This is a genomic window from Pseudomonas sp. NPDC089395 (genome assembly GCF_044749525.1).
Lineage (GTDB): Bacteria > Pseudomonadota > Gammaproteobacteria > Pseudomonadales > Pseudomonadaceae > Aquipseudomonas.
In genome coordinates this window covers 571,593-594,534 of sequence record NZ_JBIVID010000002.1, presented here as the reverse complement: position 1 = coordinate 594,534, position 22,942 = coordinate 571,593, and the positions used below count along the sequence as shown (strand labels likewise).

The 22,942-nt window shown below is 63.1% G+C and carries 16 protein-coding genes; 5 read left to right on the top strand and 11 right to left on the bottom strand.

All coding sequences use genetic code 11. The features are described 5' to 3' along the window. Positions 1-20 precede the first annotated feature (20 nt). A complete protein-coding gene (locus ACIPZG_RS07700; RefSeq protein ID WP_400711840.1) occupies positions 21-1,607 on the bottom strand; it encodes an EAL domain-containing protein in 1,587 nt (528 codons plus the stop codon). Between the two features lie 301 nt (positions 1,608-1,908). On the opposite strand from ACIPZG_RS07700, the gene hppD reads away from it, so the two are divergent. Next, positions 1,909-2,985 (top strand): 4-hydroxyphenylpyruvate dioxygenase, encoded by a 1,077-nt coding sequence (gene hppD, locus ACIPZG_RS07695; RefSeq protein WP_400640007.1) that lies wholly within the window; start codon positions 1,909-1,911, stop codon positions 2,983-2,985. Between the two features lie 16 nt (positions 2,986-3,001). On the opposite strand, the gene ACIPZG_RS07690 is transcribed toward hppD, so the two are convergent. Beyond that, complete coding sequence (locus ACIPZG_RS07690) at positions 3,002-3,784, bottom strand: CSS-motif domain-containing protein (protein WP_400711837.1); 783 nt, start codon at positions 3,782-3,784, stop codon at positions 3,002-3,004. Between the two features lie 149 nt (positions 3,785-3,933). Next, positions 3,934-4,617, bottom strand: a complete 684-nt coding sequence (locus ACIPZG_RS07685; RefSeq protein ID WP_400712210.1) for a type 1 glutamine amidotransferase domain-containing protein — start codon at positions 4,615-4,617, stop codon at positions 3,934-3,936. A 250-nt stretch (positions 4,618-4,867) separates the two neighbouring features. Between ACIPZG_RS07685 and ACIPZG_RS07680 the strand changes: the two genes are divergently transcribed. After that, on the top strand, positions 4,868-6,934 hold the full coding sequence (locus ACIPZG_RS07680; RefSeq protein ID WP_400711834.1) for a response regulator: 2,067 nt from the start codon (positions 4,868-4,870) through the stop codon (positions 6,932-6,934). Positions 6,935-6,940: 6 nt separating this feature from the next. Here ACIPZG_RS07680 and ACIPZG_RS07675 read toward each other — a convergent pair whose 3' ends face one another. The 5 genes from ACIPZG_RS07675 to mexE all read right to left on the bottom strand — a co-directional run bounded on the left by ACIPZG_RS07675 (position 6,941) and on the right by mexE (position 15,799). Continuing rightward, positions 6,941-8,545 (bottom strand): response regulator, encoded by a 1,605-nt coding sequence (locus ACIPZG_RS07675; RefSeq protein ID WP_400711831.1) that lies wholly within the window; start codon positions 8,543-8,545, stop codon positions 6,941-6,943. A gap of 100 nt (positions 8,546-8,645) precedes the next feature. Then, positions 8,646-9,701, bottom strand: a complete 1,056-nt coding sequence (locus ACIPZG_RS07670; protein WP_400711828.1) for a tetratricopeptide repeat protein — start codon at positions 9,699-9,701, stop codon at positions 8,646-8,648. Positions 9,702-9,953: 252 nt separating this feature from the next. Beyond that, a complete protein-coding gene (locus tag ACIPZG_RS07665; protein WP_400711825.1) occupies positions 9,954-11,369 on the bottom strand; it encodes an efflux transporter outer membrane subunit in 1,416 nt (471 codons plus the stop codon). Further along, on the bottom strand, positions 11,366-14,545 hold the full coding sequence (locus tag ACIPZG_RS07660; RefSeq protein ID WP_400711822.1) for an efflux RND transporter permease subunit: 3,180 nt from the start codon (positions 14,543-14,545) through the stop codon (positions 11,366-11,368). Before ACIPZG_RS07660 ends, ACIPZG_RS07665 begins: the two co-directional genes overlap by 4 nt. Before the next feature lie 12 nt (positions 14,546-14,557). Next, positions 14,558-15,799, bottom strand: coding sequence for a multidrug efflux RND transporter periplasmic adaptor subunit MexE (gene mexE / locus ACIPZG_RS07655; protein WP_400711819.1), 1,242 nt, complete (start codon positions 15,797-15,799; stop codon positions 14,558-14,560). A 118-nt stretch (positions 15,800-15,917) separates the two neighbouring features. Here mexE and ACIPZG_RS07650 point away from each other — a divergent pair, with 118 nt between their 5' ends. Together ACIPZG_RS07650 and ACIPZG_RS07645 are read left to right on the top strand one after the other, a co-directional pair. Beyond that, on the top strand, positions 15,918-17,141 hold the full coding sequence (locus ACIPZG_RS07650) for an MFS transporter (protein WP_400711816.1): 1,224 nt from the start codon (positions 15,918-15,920) through the stop codon (positions 17,139-17,141). Positions 17,142-17,274: 133 nt separating this feature from the next. Continuing rightward, the gene (locus tag ACIPZG_RS07645) at positions 17,275-20,067 is read left to right on the top strand and encodes an amino acid adenylation domain-containing protein (RefSeq protein ID WP_400711813.1); all 2,793 of its coding nucleotides are present in this window, start codon (positions 17,275-17,277) and stop codon (positions 20,065-20,067) included. Between the two features lie 6 nt (positions 20,068-20,073). On the opposite strand, the gene ACIPZG_RS07640 is transcribed toward ACIPZG_RS07645, so the two are convergent. Both ACIPZG_RS07640 and ACIPZG_RS07635 read right to left on the bottom strand, forming a co-directional pair. Next, positions 20,074-20,712 carry a TetR/AcrR family transcriptional regulator gene (locus ACIPZG_RS07640; RefSeq protein WP_400711810.1) on the bottom strand — a complete coding sequence of 213 codons (639 nt, stop codon included), beginning with the start codon at positions 20,710-20,712 and terminating at the stop codon, positions 20,074-20,076. 193 nt (positions 20,713-20,905) lie between these two features. Further along, entirely contained in the window at positions 20,906-21,214 is a 309-nt protein-coding gene (locus ACIPZG_RS07635) for a hypothetical protein (protein ID WP_400711807.1), read from the bottom strand. Between the two features lie 270 nt (positions 21,215-21,484). Here ACIPZG_RS07635 and ACIPZG_RS07630 point away from each other — a divergent pair, with 270 nt between their 5' ends. Further along, complete coding sequence (locus ACIPZG_RS07630) at positions 21,485-21,964, top strand: isochorismatase family protein (protein ID WP_400711804.1); 480 nt, start codon at positions 21,485-21,487, stop codon at positions 21,962-21,964. Here ACIPZG_RS07630 and ACIPZG_RS07625 read toward each other — a convergent pair. Continuing rightward, positions 21,954-22,898, bottom strand: coding sequence for a LysR family transcriptional regulator (locus tag ACIPZG_RS07625; protein WP_400711801.1), 945 nt, complete (start codon positions 22,896-22,898; stop codon positions 21,954-21,956). The two genes, ACIPZG_RS07630 and ACIPZG_RS07625, sit on opposite strands and share 11 nt — an antisense overlap. Positions 22,899-22,942 lie beyond the last annotated feature (44 nt).

Below are 22,942 nucleotides of genomic sequence, written 5' to 3'. Positions count from 1 at the left end.
AGGGGGAGTGAGCGGGTGGATCAGCCGCGCATGATCTCAGGGGGCGCGCCCTGCGGCAACTGCTCAACCCCTGGCCGGGTGGCCAATGCCTGGAGAAATTCGGCTGCCGGCATCGGTCGGCCGAACAGGTAGCCCTGCTGGAAATCGACGCCGTGTCGGGCCAGGTAGTCGCGCTGGACCTCGCTTTCCACGCCTTCGGCGACCAGGCCCAGGCCCAGCTTGCCGGACAGTTCGATGATGCTGTCGAGGATGTGCAGCGAGAGCGCATCGCCACCGATCATGGCCACGAAACTCTGGTCGATCTTCAGGTAATCGACCTGGAACTGGCGCAGGTAACTCAGGCTCGACTGGCCGGTGCCGAAGTCGTCGAGGGCAATCATCACGCCCATTTCATGCAACTTCTCGAACAGCTCCAGGGCGACCGGGGAGGCCTCGATCAGCTTGCGTTCGGTCAGTTCCAGGGTCAGCACCACACGTCCGGGCGGGAAATGTTGCAAGAAGGTGCGGCAATCGTCGAGCAGCTCGAAGTTGCGGCAATGGTCGGCGGTGATGTTGATGCCAATGTGAAAGCCATCCTCCATCAGCGCAGCATAGGGGGCCAGGCTGTGGGCGGTGTGCAGCATCAGCGCCCGGGTCATCTCGACGATCTGCCCGCTGTGCTCGGCATAGGGGATGAACAGGTCGGGGCGTACCAGGCCTTCCTGCGGGTGGTTCCAGCGCATCAACACTTCGGCGCCCGCCCAGCGGTAATCGTCCTTGCGCACCACCGGCTGGAAATACGGCAGAAACTCGTCGGCCTCCAGGGCGCGGCGCAGTTCGGCACGCGGCGAGTTGGCGTGGCGGATCTGCCAGCGACAGGCGATGCCGGCCACCACGCCCAGCAACAGCAGCAGGCTGAGCAGCGCCAGGTAGTGGCTGCGCAGCATCTGGCCAGGGGTACCGTCGCTGTAGCCGCCGTGCACACTGAACGGGTAGCGCGTCGAACTTTGCGTCACTTCGGCGACGGGGGCGCGGGGTAACGGGCCTTGGTGCACCAGGCCGTCCTTGCCCATCCAGTCATCGCCCACTCGCAGTTGCAGTTCCTGGTTGGGGCCGATCAAGCGCAGTGCGGTCAACAGGTGTTCGCCGTCCACGGTGGTGATGGCGCCGCGTTCGCCATCGCTGGCACGGTACACCAGCAAGGCATGGCCCGGGGTGACCGAGTTGCCATCCATCAGCCACAAGGTGCCATCGGTGTAGTCGCGGGGATCGACAGGCTCATCGAAATCGCCGAACAGCGACGTGCAATAGAGGGTATTGTGCTGGAACAGGTTGGTCGAACGCACGAAGGCATTGCGCGTGAGCTGGCCGCGCAGCGCCAACTGGGTCTGCTCGCACGGGCTGCCGGCCAGGGGCAGCAGGGCCTGCGCGGTACTGGAAAGGTTGTCGAGGATGTGTTCGATTTGCTCCACCACCTGGCGCGTGGTGGCCTGGCTGTCGGCACGCAGCTCGCGCTCGATTTGCCAATTCATCACGATCAGGCCGAATCCCAGCGGCAACGCGCCAACAATCCAGGGGAGCAGGGTGCGCCAGCTCCAACGGGCAGGGCGTTTAACGGTAAGGGGCATGCTGGCCTAATCTTGTGAAAGGTAACCTGCAGAGGATAGCCGTTTGTCGGCGCCGAGGGAGAACAAAAGCGCGACAAGAGAATTTACGCACTGTAGAATCGGTTTACGAATACAACAATAAGGTCCTTCATTTGCTGAAGGATCAACCCCACCGAGAATGGTCCATATGACATACCCTGGGTTCAAGCTGATCATTGGTGACTTCCTCGCCCGCAGCGTGCGCGGTATCCCGTGCTCACCGCCATTGCCGTTCCACATCCCACGCATTCAATAATCTTTCGCTGCAGATGAGGACACGAACATGGCTGATATCTTTGAAAATCCAATGGGCCTGATGGGCTTCGAATTCATCGAACTGGCTTCGCCGACCCCAGGTGTGCTTGAGCCGGTATTCCAGATACTCGGCTTCACCAAGGTGGCCACTCACCGCTCCAAGGATGTTCACCTGTACCGCCAGGGTGGCATCAACCTGATTCTCAACAACGAACCCAAGAGCATCGCCTCGTACTTTGCAGCCGAGCATGGTCCCTCGGTTTGCGGCATGGCCTTCCGCGTGCGCAATGCCCATGAGGCCTATGCCCGTGCGCTTGAGCTGGGGGCCCAGCCGGTGGAGATAGAAACGGGCCCGATGGAGCTGCGTCTGCCAGCGATCAAGGGCATCGGCGGTGCGCCGCTGTACCTGATCGACCGCTTCGAAGAAGGCAGCTCGATCTACGACATCGATTTCAACTTCATCGAAGGCGTCGACCGTAATCCCGTGGGCGCGGGCCTTAAAATCATCGACCACCTGACCCACAACGTCTACCGCGGGCGCATGGCCTACTGGGCCGGGTTCTACGAAAAACTGTTCAATTTCCGTGAGATCCGCTACTTCGACATCAAAGGCGAATACACTGGCCTGACGTCCAAGGCCATGACTGCGCCCGACGGGATGATCCGCATTCCACTGAACGAGGAATCGTCCAAGGGTGCTGGCCAGATCGAAGAGTTCCTCATGCAGTTCAACGGTGAAGGCATCCAGCACGTGGCGTTCCTCACCGATGACCTGCTCAAGACCTGGGATGCCCTGAAGGGCTACGGCATGCGCTTCATGACTGCGCCGCCGCAGACCTATTACGAAATGCTCGAAGAGCGCCTGCCAGGGCACGGTGAGCCGGTCGACCAACTGCAGGCCCGCGGTATCCTGCTTGACGGTGCTTCCGAGTCCGGCGACAAACGTCTGCTGCTGCAGATTTTCTCGGAAACCCTGCTGGGTCCGGTGTTCTTCGAGTTCATCCAGCGCAAGGGTGACGACGGCTTTGGTGAAGGCAACTTCAAAGCGCTGTTCGAGTCTATCGAGCGCGACCAGGTTCGTCGTGGTGTGCTCAACGCTGAGTGAGCCCAGCGTAACGCCGTCAACGCGGGTTGACGGCGTTACCGCCTCGAGGGCCACGTCGGAACATGGCCCAGTAGATGATGGAGCCGGTGACTATTCCGATCAGCACCAAAGAGGGGAGCACCAGGATCATCGACTGGCGAGCCTCCTGGGCGGAGTAGCCTTGTGCATAGCCGACCTTGACGGTATAGCCGTACTTTTCCGATACAGCCGTTTGGAAATACTCGGACTGAGAAGGGCGAGACAGGCCGCGCGTGTCTCCATCCCAGATGTAGGCGTCGCCAAATTCGAGCAGCAAGGTCAGCCCGTCCTGGAATCCACGTAGTTCATCGCGCAGTTGCTCGGCATAGGTAGTTGCCGTCGCGCTGAAGTCATCGCGCCGAATCTGGTAGATGAGAAGGCTGTTCGGCGTGAGTTCGGAGTCGACTAACAATTGCAGCGGCGTTTGCATATCCGCGAAATTGACCGCGCCGTCGGGCAGGCCTGCCATTGAACTGCAGGAGACCTCGCGATTTTGGCTCAAAGTGAGCGAGCGTAGGTACTGCGACTCGGCGACTTGTTTGATCAGCGTTGGTTTCACTTCTGCACAGGGCTTGCCTGAAAGCGCCAAAACGTTGCTGACATGCGCATGTAACCTGTCCAGCGACAAATCGACCGTATAAATGGCTTCCTGCAAGGAAATTCGCGCGTTTTCCGCGAGTTTGCGGTCCTGCTGGTAGACCATCACCGCCAGGCCTGAGGCGACAGGTACCAAGCTGATAGACAAGACCAGCAGAACTTCCAGCAGGGAGCGACCGATCATGGTGGTTCTTGACATAGGCCTGCGGCCCTCCGCTTCCAGGCTGTCCGGGATGGGCAGTCGAGCGAAGAGCCTAGGAAAACGGTGGCAGGTCTACTGTAATCCACGGCCGTTTATGGCTGGGCAAGCGATATGTTGATGCGTAGGACTTGTCATGGGCTGAGCTGTTCCAGCACTTTCTTGGCCAGCAAATGCGTAGAGTTTGGATTTTGCCCTGTGATCAGACGTTCATCGGCGACCACGAATGGCGCCCAGGGATCGTCATGCTTGCTGTAAATACCTCCGCGAGCCCCCATTTCGTTTTCAGTCAGGAACGGTACAACTTTGTCCAGTTCGACAAGCTTTTCCTCGGTATTGGAGAAGCCTGTGACCTTACGGTCCTTGAGCAACAGCGTGTTGTCGCTGAGCTTGATGTTCAGCAGGCCGACCACGCCATGACACACTGCAGCGATGATGCCCTTGTTTTCGTAGATTCTGCGCGCCAGCTCCTGCAACGGCTGATTATCAGGGAAGTCATACATCACCCCATGTCCGCCTGTGTAGTAAATGACGCTGTAGTCCTCGGCCTTGACCTTGCCCGGTGGCAGTGAGGCGCCCAGGCGATTCATGAACGACTTGTCGTCGTACCATTGCCAGTCCAGCTCTGGCGCCAATTGCAGGCTATGCGGGTCGATCGGCACGTAGCCGCCCTCGGGGCTAACATAGTCAACGCTGTACCCCGCTTTTTGCACCACATCAACGAAATGCACGGCTTCACCCAGCCACAGGCCGGTGGCCCGGTTCAGTTCCGGGTACTTGGCGGTGTTGGTCAACACCACGAGAATTTTCTTGCTCATCACCACACTCCGGTCTGTAGTAATAAGGAAAGTTGCGCCATGACGCAGGGAAACCTAGTGAGCATAGCTGCCGGTTGCAGCTACGCCCACCAATAGTGGCTGTGTGCTACTGTTGTTGGGGCCGACTACCCGTGAATATCCTGTTGATCCAATGGCGAGCCTTTGCCCATACCAGGGACTGCGGCGCTGAAAGAGGAGCAGATGATGTGCGAATCGCTTGTTTGTTCAGCGTTACGGTGGAATCACGACAATGGTCGCTAAAAACGGTCGGAGCAAACTGTCGGCGCAACACATTCAATTGACTCCGTTGGCCGCATCGGCCAGCGGTATGGGCGAGTTGATCGCCGCACATGATTGGCAGCGAACCCCGCTTGGGCCATTGCCGCTGTGGCAGGCACCGTTACGTTTGGCGGTCGACGCCATGCTCATGTCGCCCTTTCCCAGCGCTGTGGTCTGGGGACCAGACCTGACGGTGATTCACAACAGTGCGTACGTCAGGTTGCTCGATGGCCTGAACGTTGCCCTGGGCAAGCGATTCGACGCGTTGTGGGAAAAAAACTGGAAAGAAGTGGGGCCGTGGGTGTTCAAGGCACTGCAGGGTCATGCCAGCTTTGTCGAAGACCAACCGCTGTGGGTCGTTTCCGCCAATGACGGTGTCAAGGCCTGGTACGCCTTCAGTTATACGCCGATCTGCGACGAGCAGCGGGAAGTGGCGGGGTTTCTGCACACGGTCATCGAAACCACCGCCAGTGTCGATGCGCTGAACAATTGGCGCGAGCAGGCCCAGGCCTTCGAGCAACAGATCAAGCGCTATCTGGTCGATCGCGAATCGATCTGGCAACTGTCACGCGACGCCATGATCACCGTGACCCGCGACCTCAGGTTGCAGGCGGCCAACCCCGCCTGGCTGCGTATTCTCGGCTGGACCATGGCCGAGGTGAATGACATCCCGATCCTGCAGCTGGTGCACCCGGCCGACCGGGCCGAAGTGGAAGTGGCGGTGATCGATTTCGTGCGTGACCAGGGCGCCGAACAGTTGGAAACCCGCCTGCGCCATAACGATGGGCATTACCGCTGGTTCCGCTGGACGGCCAAGTTCGACGGTACCTTTCTGACCGCCGTAGGGCGTGACATCACCGATGACCGCGAGGAGGCGATGCGCCAGTCTCAGGCCCTGCTGCGCGGCAACCAGCAACTGGAAGTGGTGAGCCACCTGGCAGGCGGCATGGCCCATGAGATGAACAACTTGTTGTCGGGCATCAGTGGCAGCCTGGAGTTGCTGCAGCGACGGCTGAGCCAAGGGCGCCTGGAGCGGATCGATCATTATGTCGTCCTGGCCCGCGATTCGGTCCAACGTGCCATGACCCTCACCCATCGTTTGCTGGCCTTTTCCCGTCACCAGCCGCTTTCACCGAAACCGCTCGATATCAACCGCCAACTGTCCACCATGGAATCCTTGCTGCACCAGGTATTGGGGGCGGAGATGCGCTTGCGTTGGCAGATGGACGTGGAGCCTTGGACGGTCTGCCTGGATGACTCGCAACTGGAAAGTACCTTGGTCAACCTGTGTGCCAACGCGCGCGATGCCTGCCTGGGGCGTGGCATTGTGACGGTGCGCACGACCAACACGCGTCTGACTACCGCGTTTCCCGATGCAACCGGCCTGCCGCCGGGCGACTACGTCGCCGTGCATGTCTCGGACGATGGTCATGGCATGCCGGCCGAAGACGTGGCTAGGGCGTTCGAGCCGTTTTTCACCACCAAGCCCGTTGGGCGCGGGGCCGGAATGGGGCTGTCGATGATCCATGGGTTCGTCGGCCAGTCCGGTGGCTACATGTGGATAGAGTCCATCCTGGATCAGGGAACAACGGTTTCCATGCTGTTTCCACGTTGTGCCGAAGCCATCCCTGAAGTGCCGCCTGCACGTGTGCCGACCGTACAGCGGGCCAACGGGCAGCGCGTGCTGCTGGTGGACGATGAGCACAACCTGCGTCTGTTGATGCGTGAATACCTTCGCGAACGGGGTTTCGAGGTGTGTGACGTGACAGATGCCAATTCAGCGTTGGATCGCTTCCGCCACAAGGGTTCCTTCGACCTGGTCATCACCGATATCGGTTTGCCGGGCGGGTTCAGCGGGCGCCAGGTCGCCAGGGCGATGCGCATGATCAAGCCGGAACAGAAGATTCTGTTCATCACCGGCTATACCCAACCCACTTTGGAACCGCAGCTGCTCGAAGCGCCCGGTACAGCGCTGTTGCTCAAACCTTTCCCGTTGGAGGCCCTGGCCAACCAGGCGATGCTGATGCTCACCGAATGAACCCGATCAACGGCCACCGAGCATCTGCGCGACCTGTGCCTGCAGTTGTTTGAGTTCGAACGGCTTGCAAATCAGTTGCATGCCAGGCGCCAGAAACCCCTCCCGAGCCGTTGCGGTTTCAGCATAACCGGTGATGAACAGCACCGGCAGCTGTGGGCGCAAGGTGCGGGCGATCTCTGCCAGCTGCCTGCCGTTCATGCCCGGCAGGCCAACGTCGCTGACCAGCAGGTCGATGACTTCGTTGGAGCGCAACACTTGCAGCGCTTCGCTGGCATTGCTGGCGCTGTGGCAGGGGAAACCGTCTTCCTGCAGGGTCTGGCATAACAGCTGGCGCACATGCGGGTCATCTTCGACCAGCAATACACAACGCCCGTTGCCGCCCGTAGGCGGCCCTGGCGCAGTTTTCTGCACGGGCGTGCGACCGTGATGGCGTGGCATGAACAGTTCTACCCGCGTGCCATGGCCGATCTGGCTGCGCAGCACCACATGGCCTTGGGATTGTTTGCTGAAGCCGTACACCATCGACAGGCCCAGGCCGATTCCCTGGCCCACCGGTTTGGTGCTGAAGAACGGCTCGAAGGCATGCTCCAGGGTGCTTTCCGACATGCCCTGGCCCTCATCGATGATGCTCAGGCAGGCATAATCGCCAGCGCTCAAGCCGGTGCCCGACAGTGGTTGCGTCCTGACTTGCCGGTTGCTCGCTTCGATACGCAGTATCCCGCCGCTGGGCATGGCTTCACAGGCGTTCAGCAACAGGTTGTCGATGGCTTCCTGCAGCTGTGTCTGGTCTGCCTGTACCGGCCAAAGGTCGGGGGCCAGCTGCAGTTGCAGGGTCACGCTGGCCGTGAGCACCGAATTCAGGCGCTGCGTCTGTAGCAATGTGGGCAGGTCGATGCGCTGGCTGTGCAGGGACTGGCGGGACGAAAACGCCAACAGCCGGTGGGTGAGCTGGGCCGCGCGCGACACCGCTTCCAGGCCCATGTGCAGGACGCCCTCCAGGCCCTCGCTGCGCCCCTGTTTCAAACGTCGTTCGATCAGTTCGAAACTGCCACCAATACTGGTGAGCAGGTTATTGAAGTCGTGCGCCACACCGCCTGCCAATTGGCCGATTGCTTCCATCTTGCGGACCTGGTGTGTGGCCAGCGCTTCACGCTGTTGCGCTTCGCTGCGAGCGTCCAGGCGCTGCTGCAGATCGATTAACTGATCACGTGCCAGGTACTGGCGCCGGCGGGTGCGCAGGGCGGTCTGGGTCAGTTGCAGCAATTGCGCTTCTTCGAACGGCATGACCAGCAGGGTCAGGTTACCCAGAGGGTGGTCGGCGGGCGTGGTGGCGGTGGTTGAGGTTGCGGTGAGCATCACGATCGGCAGGTCGGACCACTTGGGTTGCTGAGCGATGAATTGCTGCAGAACAGCCCCAGGGCTTTCGTTCAGTGTGTTTTCGGCAATGATCGCCAGCCCTGCGCCTTCGACCAGACCCGCTTGCAGGCCGGACATGTCGCGGGCGCACAGGCTTTGCACGCCCGCGGCCGTCAGCAGCCGCGAAGTGTCCGCGGCAACCTGCGTGGGCGCCAGGATCACGGCACGTTCGTCCAGTGACACAGAACTGGCCAATGCGTTTCTCCTTTGACAGTGGGCAAGGCCGATGCTGGGTCATGCCGTCAGGGGTCTGATACCCACTGGACCACAGCCACTTGCCAAGGGTTCAACGCAACTACAGGCCCTGCTGCAGATACGGATCGTCCGGGTTCTGCCGCTCCAGCTCGGCCAGCAGTACTTGCACGTTCTGCAGTTGCCCGGTCTCTTTCCAGTACTCGATGAGCAATACCCGTGCGGCGCGGTTGGCCGGTTGCCGGCTGAGCAAGGTTTCCAGTTGCTTTTGCGCCGCATCAGCCTGCTCCAGGTCGTGCAGGGTCACCGCCAGGGTATAGCGATAAGCGGCGTTGTCCGGCTCCAGCTCGACGGCGCGTGACAAGGCAAGCAGGGCATATTCGCGCTGATCGTGGCGGATCAGCCAGCGCCCCAGCTGGTTTTGCAGGAACGCCGAGTCCGGGCGCAAGGCCAGCGCCTTGGCCAGTACCTGCCTGGACTGGTCATGGTGACCCTGGCGTTCGAGCAGGCGAACCTGAGTGGCCAGCGCGTCGGGGCTGTCCGGGTCCACTGCCAGGCTGCGTTGCAAGGCGATGGCTGCCTGCGTGTAGTCATTTTCGTGCAGGTACAGACGCGCCAGGTGCACTTGCGCTGCGGCGTCGTCGGGTTGTTGTTCCAACACCTGCTGGTACTGCTCCAGTGCCGCTTGCAGCGGGCCGAAATACAGGCCGATGGCATCGGGGTCGAGGCCGAGCAGGGCATCGACCGCAGCAAAACGTACACTTTGCTCGTCATCGTCCAGCAGCGGCCCCAGTATCAGGCTGCGCTGCGCTGCCGGGACCAGCCGGCGAAGACTGGCGATGGCGGCGCGGCGCACCAACGGTTCATCGGCGTCCAGCCCGGCACGCGCCAGTTTCAGCGCTTGTGGCGAGGGATAGTTGGGCAGTTCGGCAAACAGCGCGGCACGGCGGATCGGTGCCAGGTCGTCACGTTGCAGTTGCTGGTACAACACCCGCGCGGCGCCTGGCCGGCCTTCGTGGGCCATGCGCAAGGCCTTGGCATAGCTTTGCGCAGGAACGACCGGTGGCGCTGGCGGCGTATCCCGACGAAGGTAGCCGATGGTGACCGATACCAGGATCAGCAGCAGCAAGGCGATCAGGTAGCGGTGGCGTATGGGCATCGTGCGAACCATGGCGGAGGGAAGGAAGAGCTTGGGGCAGAATGCCGTGGGCTGCAAGCACCGTGGCTTGCCTGCACCGGCCCTATCGCCGGCAAGCCGGCTCCCACAGGTAGCTGGAAGTTGCCACCCTGTGGGAGCCGGCTTGCCGGCGATAGGGCCCGTGCAGCCCACATAAAAAAGCCCCGCGGGCCAAGGCCTGCGGGGCAAAAGGTTGGGAGAGACCAACCAAAGGAGTCGTTGCAAAGGGGAGGTTCAGCGCACGCTGGCGACCGTCTCAGGCTGCCAGCCGCCACCGAGCGCCTTGTAGATCGACACGATGCCGCGATACAGCTCGACTTCACCCACTGCCTGCGCGTCTTCGGCGCTCAAGCGTTCACGTTCGGCATCGAGCAGCACCAGGTAGTCCACCGTGCCTTCGCGATAACGCACCGAGGCCAGCTCCGCCGCCTTGCGGCTGGCGTCGCTCTGGCGCATCAGGGACAACAGCCGCTGCTGGGTCTTGTCGTAGTCGCTGAAGGCGTTGGCCGACTCTTCCAGAGCCAGCAGCACCTGCTGTTCATAGCTGGCCAGGGCCCCTTCGGCATCGGCCTTGGCGCCGCGCAGGCGGGCCCGCACGCTGCCCAGGTCGAATGCCGCCCAGGTGATGCTCGGCCCCAACGCCCAGGCATTGGCCGCCGCCGAACCGATCTGCGAACCGCGTGCCGCGGTAAAGCCGAGGAAGCCACTGAGGCTCACCCGAGGGAACAGGTCGGCGGTGGCCACGCCGACATTGGCGGTGGCCGCCGCCAGCTGGCGCTCGGCGCTGCGGATATCCGGGCGGCGGCGCAGCAGCTCGCCGGGGTCGCCCACCGGCAGGGCCTTGGCGATTGCGGGCAGGGCCTTGGGCGAAAGGTCCACGCTCAAGGCGTCCGGGCGCTGGCCGAGCAGGGTGGCGATGCGGTGGCGCGCCCTGGCCTGTTCAGCCTGCAGTTGCGGCACGGTGGCCTCGACCCCAGCCAGACGCGCATCGGCACGCACCACGTCGAGTTCGTTGCCGACCCCGGCGTCTCGCAGGGTCACGGTGATGTTGCGCGACTCTTCCTGGGTCTTGAGGTTGGCCACGGCGATCTTCTCGCGCAGTTGCGCCCCGCGCAGCTGGCCGTAGGCGTCGACCAGCTCGGCGATCAGGCTGACCTGCAGCTGTTGCAGGTCGGCCTGAGCGGCCGCTTCCTGGGCTTCGCTGGCCTCGATCTGGCGCTGAATGCGGCCGAACAGGTCGAGCTCCCAGGCCATGTCCAGGCCCAGGTCGTAGCGTTCGCTGTTGACCCGCTGGTCGGTCTGGCCGGGGATCTGGCCCTTGCCGATTTCGCTGCTGACGCGGCTGGTGACCACCGGCAACTGGTCGTTGGCGGCGTCATCGCGGATCGCCCGTGCCGACTTGAGCCGGGCAAAGGCCACCCGCAGGTCGCGGTTGCCGTCCAGCGATGCCTGCACCAGCTGGTTCAGCACCGGGTCGTCGAACTGCTTCCACCACACGCTCTCGAAGCGGCTGCGGTCGAAGGCCTTGGCTTGCAGCTCGGTATCGACACGTGCAGGCTCGGTGTCCGGCGCCTTGTAGTCAGGGCCTACCGCACAGGCCGCGAGGGCCAGGGCCAGCAGGCTCGGGGTCAGGGGTTTGAGCAGATTCATGCGTGGCTCTCCAGCGAGTGAGCGCGCTCGGCCTTGCGGGCTTGACGACGCTCGACGAAACGGCGGATCAGGAAGAAGAACACCGGGGTCAGGAACAGCCCGAACACGGTCACACCGATCATCCCCGAGAACACCGCGACACCCATGGCGTGGCGCATTTCAGAACCGGCACCGGAGGAGAACACCAGCGGTACCACGCCCATGATGAAGGCGATGGAGGTCATCAGGATCGGCCGCAGACGCAGGCGGCAGGCTTCCAGCACCGCAGCCAGTGGGTCCAGCCCCTTGGCCTGCTCGTCCTTGGCGAACTCGACGATCAGGATCGCGTTCTTGCACGCCAGGCCCACCAGCACGATCAAGCCGATCTGGGTGAAGATGTTGTTGTCGCCCCCCGAGACGATCACCCCGGTAATGGCCGACAGCAGGGTCATCGGCACGATCAGGATCACCGCCAGCGGCAGGCTCCAGCTCTCGTACTGGGCCGCCAGCACCAGGAACGCCAGCAGTACGCAGAGCGGGAACACCAGCAGGGCAGTGTTGCCGGAGAGGATCTGCTGGTAGGTCAGGTCGGTCCATTCGAAGGTCATGCCGTTGGGCAGTTCCTCTTTCAGCAGCTTCTCGATGGCAGCTTCGGCCTGGCCGGAGCTGTAGCCCGGCGCCGCCGCGCCGTTGATTTCCGCGGTGATGAAACCGTTGTAGTGCATCACACGGTCAGGCCCGGAGGTGTCGCTGACCTTGAGGAAGGTCGCCAGCGGGATCATCTCGCCCTGGTTGTTGCGCACCTTCAGCTGGCCGATCTGCTCGGCATCGAGGCGGAACTGCTGCTCGGCCTGGACGTTGACCTGGTAGGTGCGGCCAAAGCGGTTGAAGTCGTTGGTGTACAGCGAGCCCAGGTAGACCTGCAGGGTGTCGAAGATGTCGGTGATCGCCACGCCATGGGTCTTGGCCTTTTCCCGGTCGATGGCGGCATCGACCTGCGGCACGTTGACCTGGTAGCTGGTGAACAGCCCCGCCAGTTCCGGCACGTTCTGGCTCTTGGCGATGATGTTCTGGGTTTCCTTGTACAGCGCTTCGTAGCCCAGGTTGCCGCGGTCCTCGATCTGCAGGCGGAAACCACCAATGGTGCCCAGGCCCTGTACCGGCGGCGGTGGGAAGATGGCGATATAGGCGTCCTGGATGTCGGCGAACTGGGCGTTCAGCGCGGCAGCGATGGCGGCAGCCGACTGGCTCGGGTCCTTGCGCTCGTCGAACGGCTTGAGCGGGGTGAACACGATGCCGCTGTTCGGGCTGTTGGTGAAGCCGTTGATCGACAGGCCAGGGAAGGCTACCGAGTCGGCAACACCGGGTTGCTTCAGGGCAATTTCGCTCATGCGCTTGATCACAGCCTCCGTGCGGTCGAGGCTGGCAGCGTCAGGCAACTGGGCGAAGGCCACCAGGTACTGCTTGTCCTGGGCCGGCACGAAACCGGTTGGGGTGGACGAGAAGCCCAGGTAGGTCAGGCCCATGAGGCCGGCATACACGAACAGGGCGATGCCGCTGGAGCGGATGACCCGGCGCACGCCGCCGACGTAGCGGTGGCTGGCGCGATCGAAGAAGCGGTTGAACGGGGAGAACAGCCAGCTGCCCAGCAGTTTGTCGAGGAACCGCGAGAAACGGTCCTTGGGCGCATGGTGGTCCTTGAGCAATACGGCAGCCAGGGCTGGCGACAGGGTCAGCGAGTTGAACGCCGAGATCACGGTGGAGATGGCGATGGTCAGGGCGAACTGCTTGTAGAACTGCCCGGTAAGGCCGGAGATGAACGCGGCAGGTACGAACACCGCGCACAGCACCAGCGCCGTGGCGATGATCGGCCCGGTCACTTCGCTCATGGCTTTTTGCGTGGCTTCCAGGGGTTTCAGGCCCAACCCGATATTACGTTCGACGTTCTCCACCACAACGATGGCATCGTCCACCACGATACCGATGGCCAACACCAGCCCGAATAACGACAGGGCGTTGAGCGAGAAGCCGAACAGGTGCATCACCGCAAAGGTACCGATCAGCGACACCGGCACGGCCAGCAACGGAATGATCGAGGCGCGCCAGGTCTGCAGGAACAGGATCACCACCAGCACCACCAGCACCAGCGCTTCGAACAGGGTGTGCACCACCGCTTCGATGGAGCCGCGCACGAAGATGGTCGGGTCGTAGACGATGCTGTAGTCCATGCCTTCAGGGAAATCTTTCTTCAGCTCGGCCATCTTCGCCCGCACTTCATCGGAGATCTCGATGGCGTTGGAGCCTGGGCGCTGGAAGATCGGGATGGCCACGGCCGGCTGGTTGTTCAGCAGCGAACGCAGGGCGTACTGGCTGGAGCCGAGTTCGACCCGGGCGATGTCCTTCAGGCGCGTGATTTCGCCATCTTTACCTGCACGAATGATGATGTTCTCGAACTCCTCCTCGTTGACCAGGCGGCCCTGGGTGTTGATCGACAGCTGGAAGCTGGTCGAGCCAGGGGCGGGTGGGGCGCCCAGTTGGCCGGCGGCAACCTGGCGGTTCTGCTCGCGAATGGCCGCGACCACGTCGCTGGCGGTCAGGTTGCGCGAAGCGGTCTTGTTCGGGTCGAGCCAGACCCGCAGCGAGTAGTCGCCCATGCCGAACAGCTGCACGTCACCGACGCCGCCCAGGCGCGCCAGCTCATCCTTGATGTTGAGGATGGCGTAGTTGGACAGGTAGAGCATGTCGTAACGGTTGTCCGGCGAGGTCAGGTGCACGACCATGGTCAGGTCGGGCGAAGCCTTGTCGACGGTGATGCCGATACGTGTCACTTCCTCCGGCAGCTTGGGCTGGGTACGGGTGACGCGGTTCTGTACCTGCACCTGCGCGTTGTCCAGGTCGGTGCCCAGGGCGAAGGTGATGGTCAAGGTCAGCTTGCCGTCGGCGGTGGACTGCGAGGACATGTACAGCATGTTCTCGACCCCGGTGATGGCCTGCTCCAAGGGCGCTGCGACGGTTTCGCCGATGACCTTGGGGTTGGCCCCGGGGAAGTTGGCGCGTACCACCACGGTGGGCGGTACCACTTCCGGGTATTCGCTGATCGGCAGCTGGAACAGCGAGATGGAGCCCGCGATCAGCAGGACCAGCGACAGCACGGCAGCGAAGATCGGCCGGGTAATGAAGAATTTCGAAAAGTTCATCGGTGTGATCCCTTAACCGCGCGGCGACTGAGCGCTGGCGACTTTCTCAGTGGAGCCCGCTACCTTCTGCGCGGTGTTGCTGGCCTCGAGGGCCTGGCGCTGCTGGGCGAGGGCGGCGAGGGTCTGTTCGCTGGCCATCGGTGCCTCGATCGGGGTTACCGGCGAGCCTGGGCGAACCCGTTGCAGGCCCTTGACCACGATGCGGTCGTCCTTGGCCAGGCCGCTGCGCACGATGCGCAGCCCTTCGAGTTTTGGCCCCAGTTCGACGGCGCGATAGGTCGCCTTGTTGTCCTTGTCCATGACCAGCACGAACTTCTTGCCAAGGTCGGTGCCGACCGCTTCATCGTTGATCAGCATGGCGTCGTACTGGGCGCTGCCGACCAGTTTCAGGCGCGCATACAGGCCCGGGGTGAACTGGCCGTCGCGGTTGTCGAACACGGCACGGCCACGGATGGTGCCGGTGCGCGGGTTGACCTGGTTGTCGACGAAGTTCATCTGGCCCAGGTGCGGGTTGCCGGTTTCGCTGGTCAGGCCCAGGTACACCGGGGTGCTCTGGCCGCGCTGGCCGTCGCGCGCCAGCTGGGTGTACTTGAGGTACACGCGCTCGTCAGCGTCGAAGTAGGCATACACCTTGTCGGTGGAGACCACGCTGGTCAGCGGCGTGACATCGGCGCTGACGATGTTGCCGGCGGTGAACTGGGCGCGGCTGACGCGGCCGCTGATCGGTGCGGTGACGCGGGTGAAGCTCAGGTTCAGGCGCGCCAGGTCGAGCTGGGCCTGGATCGCGTCGACCCCGGCGCGGGCTTCGGCGGCGGCGCTGCTGCGCGATTCGGCAAGTTCGGCGGAGATCGCGTTGCTGTCGCGCAGGCGCTCGCCACGGCGGGCTTCGTTGGCGCTGCGAATGGCAGTGGCCTTGGCCTGCTGCAACTGCGCTTCGAGGCGGCGGACTTCAGCCTGGAACGGGCGTGGGTCGATCTGGAACAGCAAGTCGCCTTTCTTGACCTGGGCGCCCTCGGTGAAGGCTACCAGGTCGATCTGGCCGGAGACCCGTGGGCGTACTTCGACGGTTTCCGGGGCTTCGAGGCGTCCGGTGAATTCGTCCCATTCGTTGATCGGCTGTTCGATCACCTTGGCCACGCTGACCTTTGGCGCGGCGGGCGCCTGCACAGCGTCCGGGGTTCGGCCACAAGCGCTGAGCACCACCACTGCCAGGGCAGCGAGGGGGAAGCGCAAGGGTTTGAGTGAGTGGTCCATGGAGAACTCCGCCAAGATATTAGTAGTGGGCGGAGTGTGAGTGCCTTGCGCGTGGCGCACGAATCGAACGCAGCGAAGGTTATTATCACGGGCAATGATAGGTCGGCATGTTTCATCGATGGCCGGCACAGACATCCTGCATGTGATCCAAGGCCCAATCGTGAACACCACCCCCAAATTCCCCAGCCCCCTCGGCATCGTCTGGCTGGGCGTACTGCAAATCCTGGTCTGGGGCGGTTCCTTCTTCCTCATGGCGGTCATGGCCGACCCGATCAGCCGCGACACCGGCTGGCCCAGCCAATGGGTCTACGGCGCACTCTCGCTGAGCCTGATGGTTTCGGCCCTGTTGGCCCCACTAAGCAGCCGTCTGGTCGCCCGTTACGGCGGCCGCCCGCAAATGGCCGCCAGCGGCGCAGTAGTCGCGCTGGGCCTGCTGATCATGGCCGCCAGCCACAGCCTGGCGTTGTTCCTGCTGGCCTGGGCGGTGATTGGCGTGGGCATGGCCATGGGGCTGTACGAAGCCCTGTTCGCGACCCTTGGCGGGTTGTATGGGGAGGGTGCAGGCAAGGCCATCACCGGTATCACGCTGATCGCCGGTTTCGCCTCGACCCTGTCCTGGCCCATCGTGGCATTGGCCATCGAGCACCTGGGCTGGCGGGTGACCTGTGTCTGCTACGCGCTGGTGTTGATCGTGGTGGTGGCGCCGCTGTACTGGCGGGTCCTGCCCGCGGGTTGCCGGGTCGAGCTGCGCAAGCAACAGCAGAGCGCTGACGGGGGCGAGGTGGACCGCCAGCTCTACTTGCTGCTGACCAGCCTGTTCGCCATCGGCGCGATCATCATGACGGCCATTGCCGTGCAGCTGGTGGCCGTGCTGCAGGGCCTCGGGCATTCGCTACTGGCGGCCATCGGCCTGGCCGCGATGCTCGGCCCCAGCCAGGTAGCCTCGCGGGTGCTGCAGATTCTTGCAGGCAAGCGGCATCCGGTCTGGACGGCGCTGGCCTGGGTGAGCCTGGTGCTGGTCGGCCTGCTGCTGGTCACGCTGGTGCCGGCGGCCACCGCCGTGGGCCTGCTGGTGTTCGGTTGCGGTAATGGTCTGCGGGCGATCGTGCGGGGGTTGCTGCCGCTGGCGATGATGCCACCTGCGCAATATGTGCTGCTGATGGGGCGCATGTCGCGGCCATCGCTGATCGGGCAGGCGTTGACGCCGCTGGTGGGGGGGTACCTGTTCGAGCATTTTGGCGCGATGGGGGTGCTGGTAACGCTGTGCCTGCTGGCGTTGGTCAACGTGGGGTTGGTGCTGGCAGTGATGCGCAGGGTACGCCGCAGCGCCTGCTCGGATTGATACTTCCGACCAGCCGCATTGGCGCGCAGGCGCCGGGTGCACTAGCGTTTTGTTCAACTTCGCCAGCAGCGTTCATTGCGCTGGGTCCGCGAACGTCGACGTCAGTCCTCCCTCGCTGTGAGACCAGACACCTATGCAGGACCCGCGCCCGAACCCGACGCTGCCCCTGGAATACTGTGCCGAACGGCCGATCGTCAGCGACTTCCTGCAGCAGGCAAAGCGTGCGCCCGATGCCCCGGCGATCATCGGCGAGAGCGCAAGCTGCAGCTATCAGCAGCTGCAGCGGATCAGCCAGGGCATCGCCAGCTTCTTGCTCGAACACGGTACCGCTGGCACCGACCGGGTGCTGATCGTCTGCAGCCGCGGCGCGGGCCTGGTCTATGCCATGCTCGGCGCGCTACGCGCCGGCTTGCCCTTCAGCGTGGTCGATGTGGCCTACCCGGCAGCCCGCATTGCGCAGTTGGTCGATAACCTGGAGCCCTCCTTCATCCTGCTCTGTGGCGACGCACAGATCGCCGTCCCGGCAGGCCGAAGCCCGGCGCAGCTTGTCCGGGTACCGGAAGCACCCGCCCAGGCCTTGCAGCAGTTCCCTGAGCAGTCCAGGACCCTGCCCGAAATCGATGCCAGCCGTCCCGCCTATATCACCTTCACCTCCGGCAGCACCGGCACCCCAAAAGGGGTCGTGACCCATCACGCACCTTTGGTGCATTTCATCGACTGGCATGTGCGCCGCCACGGTTTCACCGAGCACGATCGTTTTTCGCTGCTGTCGGGGCTTGGGCACGATCCGGTCTACCGGGATATCTTCACGCCCTTGTCGATTGGCGCGGCGGTGGTCTGTCCGGCTCAGTGCACACTCACCCACCCGGCGCAGCTGGCAGCCTGGATACACCACCATGGCATCTCGGTCATCCACCTGACACCGCCCCTGGGCAAGCTGATCGCGACCGGCGCAAGCATCGACCCGCAGCCGTTCGGTCAACTGCGCTGGCTGTTCTGGGGCGGCGATGCACTGAGCCCCACGCTCTACCAGACGATGCGGACGATCGCACCCAATGCCACCAGCGTGAATTTCTATGGCACCACGGAAACGCCGCAGGCGATGGTGTTCCATCCACTCGATGGGCAGCCTGGGCAGACGGCGATACCGCTGGGCAAAGGCATCGACGACGCCCAGGTGCTGGTGGTGGGCGAACAGCAGCAATTGGTCGGCGAAGGCGAGGTGGGCGAAATCCTTATCCGCAGCCCGTATCTGTCGATGGGTTACTGGCGGGACGCGGCGCTGACCGCGGAAAAATTCGTGGTCAATCCGTTTACCGGCGAGCAGGGCGATACCTGCTACCGCACGGGCGATCTGGGCACCTATCTGCCTGACGGCAGTGTCGCTTTCCTCGGCCGCGCCGACTGCCAGGTGAAGATTCGCGGCCACCGCATCGAGCTGGCAGAAATCGAAAGCGTGCTCGCCAGACAGCCGCAGATCGAGCAGTGCGTGGTCGTGGCCAGCGCCGACAGTGCAGCGCCAAGGCTGATCGCCTACTGCGTCGCGCGATCCACCGTTGCGCCTGCGCAGTTGCGCGAGGCCCTCGCCGCGCAGTTGCCGGACTACATGGTGCCAGCGCTGTTCGTGTTCATCGAGGCGATACCGCTGACGCCCAATGGCAAGATCGATCGGCGGGCATTGCCGGCGCCATCTGATGGCCATGCCGGTGAGGCGCTGACGCCGGTGACGCAAAAATTGGCCGACGCCTGGGCCAAGATACTTCAGGTGCCGAGTATCGACGCCAACTTGAGTTTCGTAGAGCTGGGCGGCGATTCGTTGTCGTTCGTTCAGGCTTCGAGGGTGCTTGAAGAACTGATCGGGCAATTGCCGGCACGCTGGGAACTGATCCCGGTGAAGCGGCTGGCCGAACTGGTCGGTCAGGCCAGGGCGCCCAGGCACGCGCTGCGGGCGATGGAGATGCCGGTATTGATGCGCATGTTGTCGATCCTGTTGATCGTCATGGGGCACTTGGGCGTGCTCGGCAAGTGGGTGATCACGGGCGAAACCACCGCGCTGTTCCTGGTGTCCGGCATCGGCCTTGCCAGGTTCCAGGTCAATGCGATCAATGAGCGTGGCGACGCCCGCGTGCTGCTCAAGTCGATGCTCGCCATCGCGTTGCCAACCGTGCTGTATACCGCGCTGGTGCAGTGCCTGTTCGACACGGTGCACTGGCAATCGCTGCTACTGATTTCCAACTGGTTCCCTGCCGAACGGGTCGGCCATTTCAGCTACTGGTACATCGAAGTGCTGGTGCAGATGCTGCTGATCGTCGGCCTGATCCTGTCGATCAGGCCGGTGCGCCTGCTGATCATGGCCGACCCGTTCCGCCATCTGTTGCTGGCCGCGTGCGTTCTGGTGGTGACGGACCTCGTGCTCGGCCGCTGGGTGTTCGACGCCACGCCGCTCTACAACCGCGTCCCCCAGCATTACCTGGCGGCCATGGTGCTGGGCATGGCCGTGCAATACGCCGATTCGACGTCGCGCAAATGGCTGGCCAGTGCAATGGCCGTGTTGGTGATCGGCGAACTGGAGATCGCCACCCTCGCAGGCTACGGGTGGGAGGCGTGGCTGAGCGGGGTGCACATCGACATCGCCTTGCCGGCGGTGCTGGCACTGATCTGGTTCAGGTCGGTGCCGGTACCCGCTGCTGTGGCACGGGGCGGTGCGCTGATCGCCTCGTCGACCCTGTTCATCTACCTGACGCATTACCAGTTCCAGTCCGTGGCCCGACGTATCAGCGATCAGCCACTGGTCGCGGTGGCCTTGGCCATCGTCGGCGGCATCCTGGTGGCCTACTGCTGGAACGCTTCGCTAGGCCTGGCCCTGAAACGCTGGAGGCGGGCACGCAAGAAGCGCGAAGCCGATACCCTGGAACCTGTCACTTGAGCGGCGTCAGGGGGGGCCTGGCGCCAGGCCATTGAGCAGCAAGCGTACCGAGGAAGCCGTTGCGGCCTGGTAGTCGATACGTTGCTGCGTCTCTTTCGGCGCGTGCCAGCATCGGTCGATGCACGCTTGGGCAATGGCCCAGACCGACGGCAGCACGTGCTCTGGGTTGACCGCTGCCAATTGCCCGCTGCCGACCCATTGGCGAATGTGGGCGGTATTTTCCTGAGCCTGGCAGGCCCAGCGTTCGAGAAAGTCCCCCGGAATGCGTCGGCCACCTTCCTTGAGTTCCTGCAGCAGCACTTTCGAGGCGAACGGGCGCCCCTCGAACAGGCGGATCATCACGCTGACCATGCGGCTCAACGCTTCCAGCGGCGGGTCGTCGTGGCGAAAAGGTGCGCAGGCGTCCAGGTAGCGGGGGGCGATGTCTTGCAGCACATGGCTGTAGATGTTTGCCTTGGACTTGAAGTAGTAGAGGACGTTGGACCTGGGCAGGCAGGCCAGGGCGGCGATGGCCGAGAGCTTGGTTGCGGCATAGCCCTGTTGGGCGAACGCTTCGCTGGCGGCATTGAGGATGGTGCTGCGCACGGGCTCGGCCGATGGCTCTTCGCAAGCCTTGGGCATTTCTCGCGGCAATTCGAACGGCATGATGTACACGGCAAGGCTTCCCTGAAGCGCGCAAAGCCGTAATATACAAAAATATATAGCGAAAGTGTGTCCGTGCCGGCCCATTCGCGGAACCTGCACTGCTATCGAAGTCAGTGACAGACCTGTGGGAGCTGTTAGAAATTGAGCAAGACAGTTGCTCCCACAGGGATCGTGCAACCTTTAGGTACTGGAATTAGCGGCGGTAGTAACGATGATCCGCTTCATAGCGATGATGCATGGCCCGCTCATGCCGGCGTTCCCAGTCGCGGCGGCGTTCGTAGTCACGGCGCGCCTGCTCCCGGCGCCATTGCTCGCGGCGCCACTCTTCACGGCGCCAGTCGTGGCGATCGTCATGCCGGTAGTGGTCATGCTCGTAGCGATCATCATGGGCCAGCAGTGTCGCCGGCTGCTGCGCTGCCACGCTGGCCAGGCTTGGCCACGGGTTTTCGGCGGCCTTCTCGGCGGGCACCTCAGTGGCGCGTACAGGGGTTGAAACCTTCATCGGTGTTGCAGATGCCGAGCCCATTGCCGCGAACGCGAACAGGCTGACAAGCACTATCCGTGGGACATGGATTTTCATGAGCGAAGACAACCTCTGCTGAGTATTGGGCATTAGGCCAAGGGCCTGTTCACATAGACCAGCAATCCGGAAAAAGTTCTAGAAAACCGTCACTTAAAACACCAATAGGTGGCCACTCGCTGCTGGCCGAATGCAGTCAGCGGCTGCCAGGGACGCTATACTTCGCACCTTTACCCAGGCCTCGGAGCGCTCATGCGGCAGGTTTTACTCATCGTCGATGTCCAGTCCACCTTCAGCCCGCCCGAGTGGCTGGTCGATGGCATACGGGCGTTGTCCGCGACGATTCCTACCATCGCCTCGATCGAGCTGCACGACGAGCAGATCACCCCGTTCGACAAGCAGCTCGGCTGGCACCCGGCAGCCCAGGACGAGAGCCTGGTCGAGGCCGACCGGGTGTTCGTCAAGCACGGCTATGGGCAGACTGCAGAGACGATCGAGCACCTGCGCCAACTGGGGGCGGAGCGGGTACTGGTGTGCGGGCTGCAGACCGAAACCTGCGTGCTTGCTGCCGGCTTCGCCTTGTTCGATGCGGGGCTGGTGCCGACCTTGATCACCGACCTGACAGTAGGCTCCTCGCTCGACCGCTCAGGGAAAATGGGCATCGAGTTGTGGAAGCATCACTTCGGCAATGTCACCACCCGGGCCGAGGTACTGGCCGGGCTCACCGCCTGACCCCTTCGATACTGCGGCCCAGCTTGTGGGCCTGGGCCTGCAATACCCGCATCAGCTGCAACGCCGCCTGCGAGGGGGGCTCGAAGCGCGAGTAGACGAAACTGATGTCGAAGTGAATGTCTTGGGCCAGCGGCACCACGGCCAGGCCGCTGTCCTGCGCCACGAACTCGTCGATCAGGGTGATGCCCATGCCTTGCTTGACCAGCGCCACCGCTTCATTGGCATTGGTGAACGACAGCAGCGAATCCAGCTGCAAACCCTGCCGGCGTATCGCTTCGGCCAGCAACCGGCCGAACGGCATGTCCGGGCGGAACAGCAACAACGCATGACCCACCAGCTGCTGCAGCGTCAGTGAAGGCTGCTGCGCCAGCACGTGATCGGCCGGCATCACGGCCACCATGCGCCCGCGCATGAACGCCTGCGAATGCAAATGATCGTGAACCACCGGCAGGGCGGCGATCGCCAGATCCACCTTCTTCGCCAGGATCTGGTTGGGCATCTCGCCCATCAGCGAGGTCTGCCACTCGATCTGCAGCGCGGGCGACTCGCGCTTGAGCTGGGCCAGGGCCATGGGGATGACCACCGTCGACAACGAAGCGCTGCAGCACAGGCGCAGGCTACGGTGCGTACCCGCCGCCAGTGACAGCGCGCACTCATTGACCTGCAAAGCCGCCTGGTACACCCGTTCGACCTCACGAAACAGCACCTGCGCCTCCTCGGTGGGTACCAGGCGGTTGTTGATGCGCTCGAACAGGCGATAGGTCAGCCGCCCTTCGATGTAGCCGATCAGCTTGCTCACCGCCGGTTGCGAAACATACAGCAGCTTGGCCGCGGCGCTGATCGAACCGGTCAGCATCACCGCGCGAAACACTTCCATATGGCGCAGTTTGAACTGCATCGTGCTGGCATCCGCACCTTCTTTGCCGGGCTGCATGGGTATTACCTCTGGTTATGGTCTTCGCCATCTGTGTATGAGCG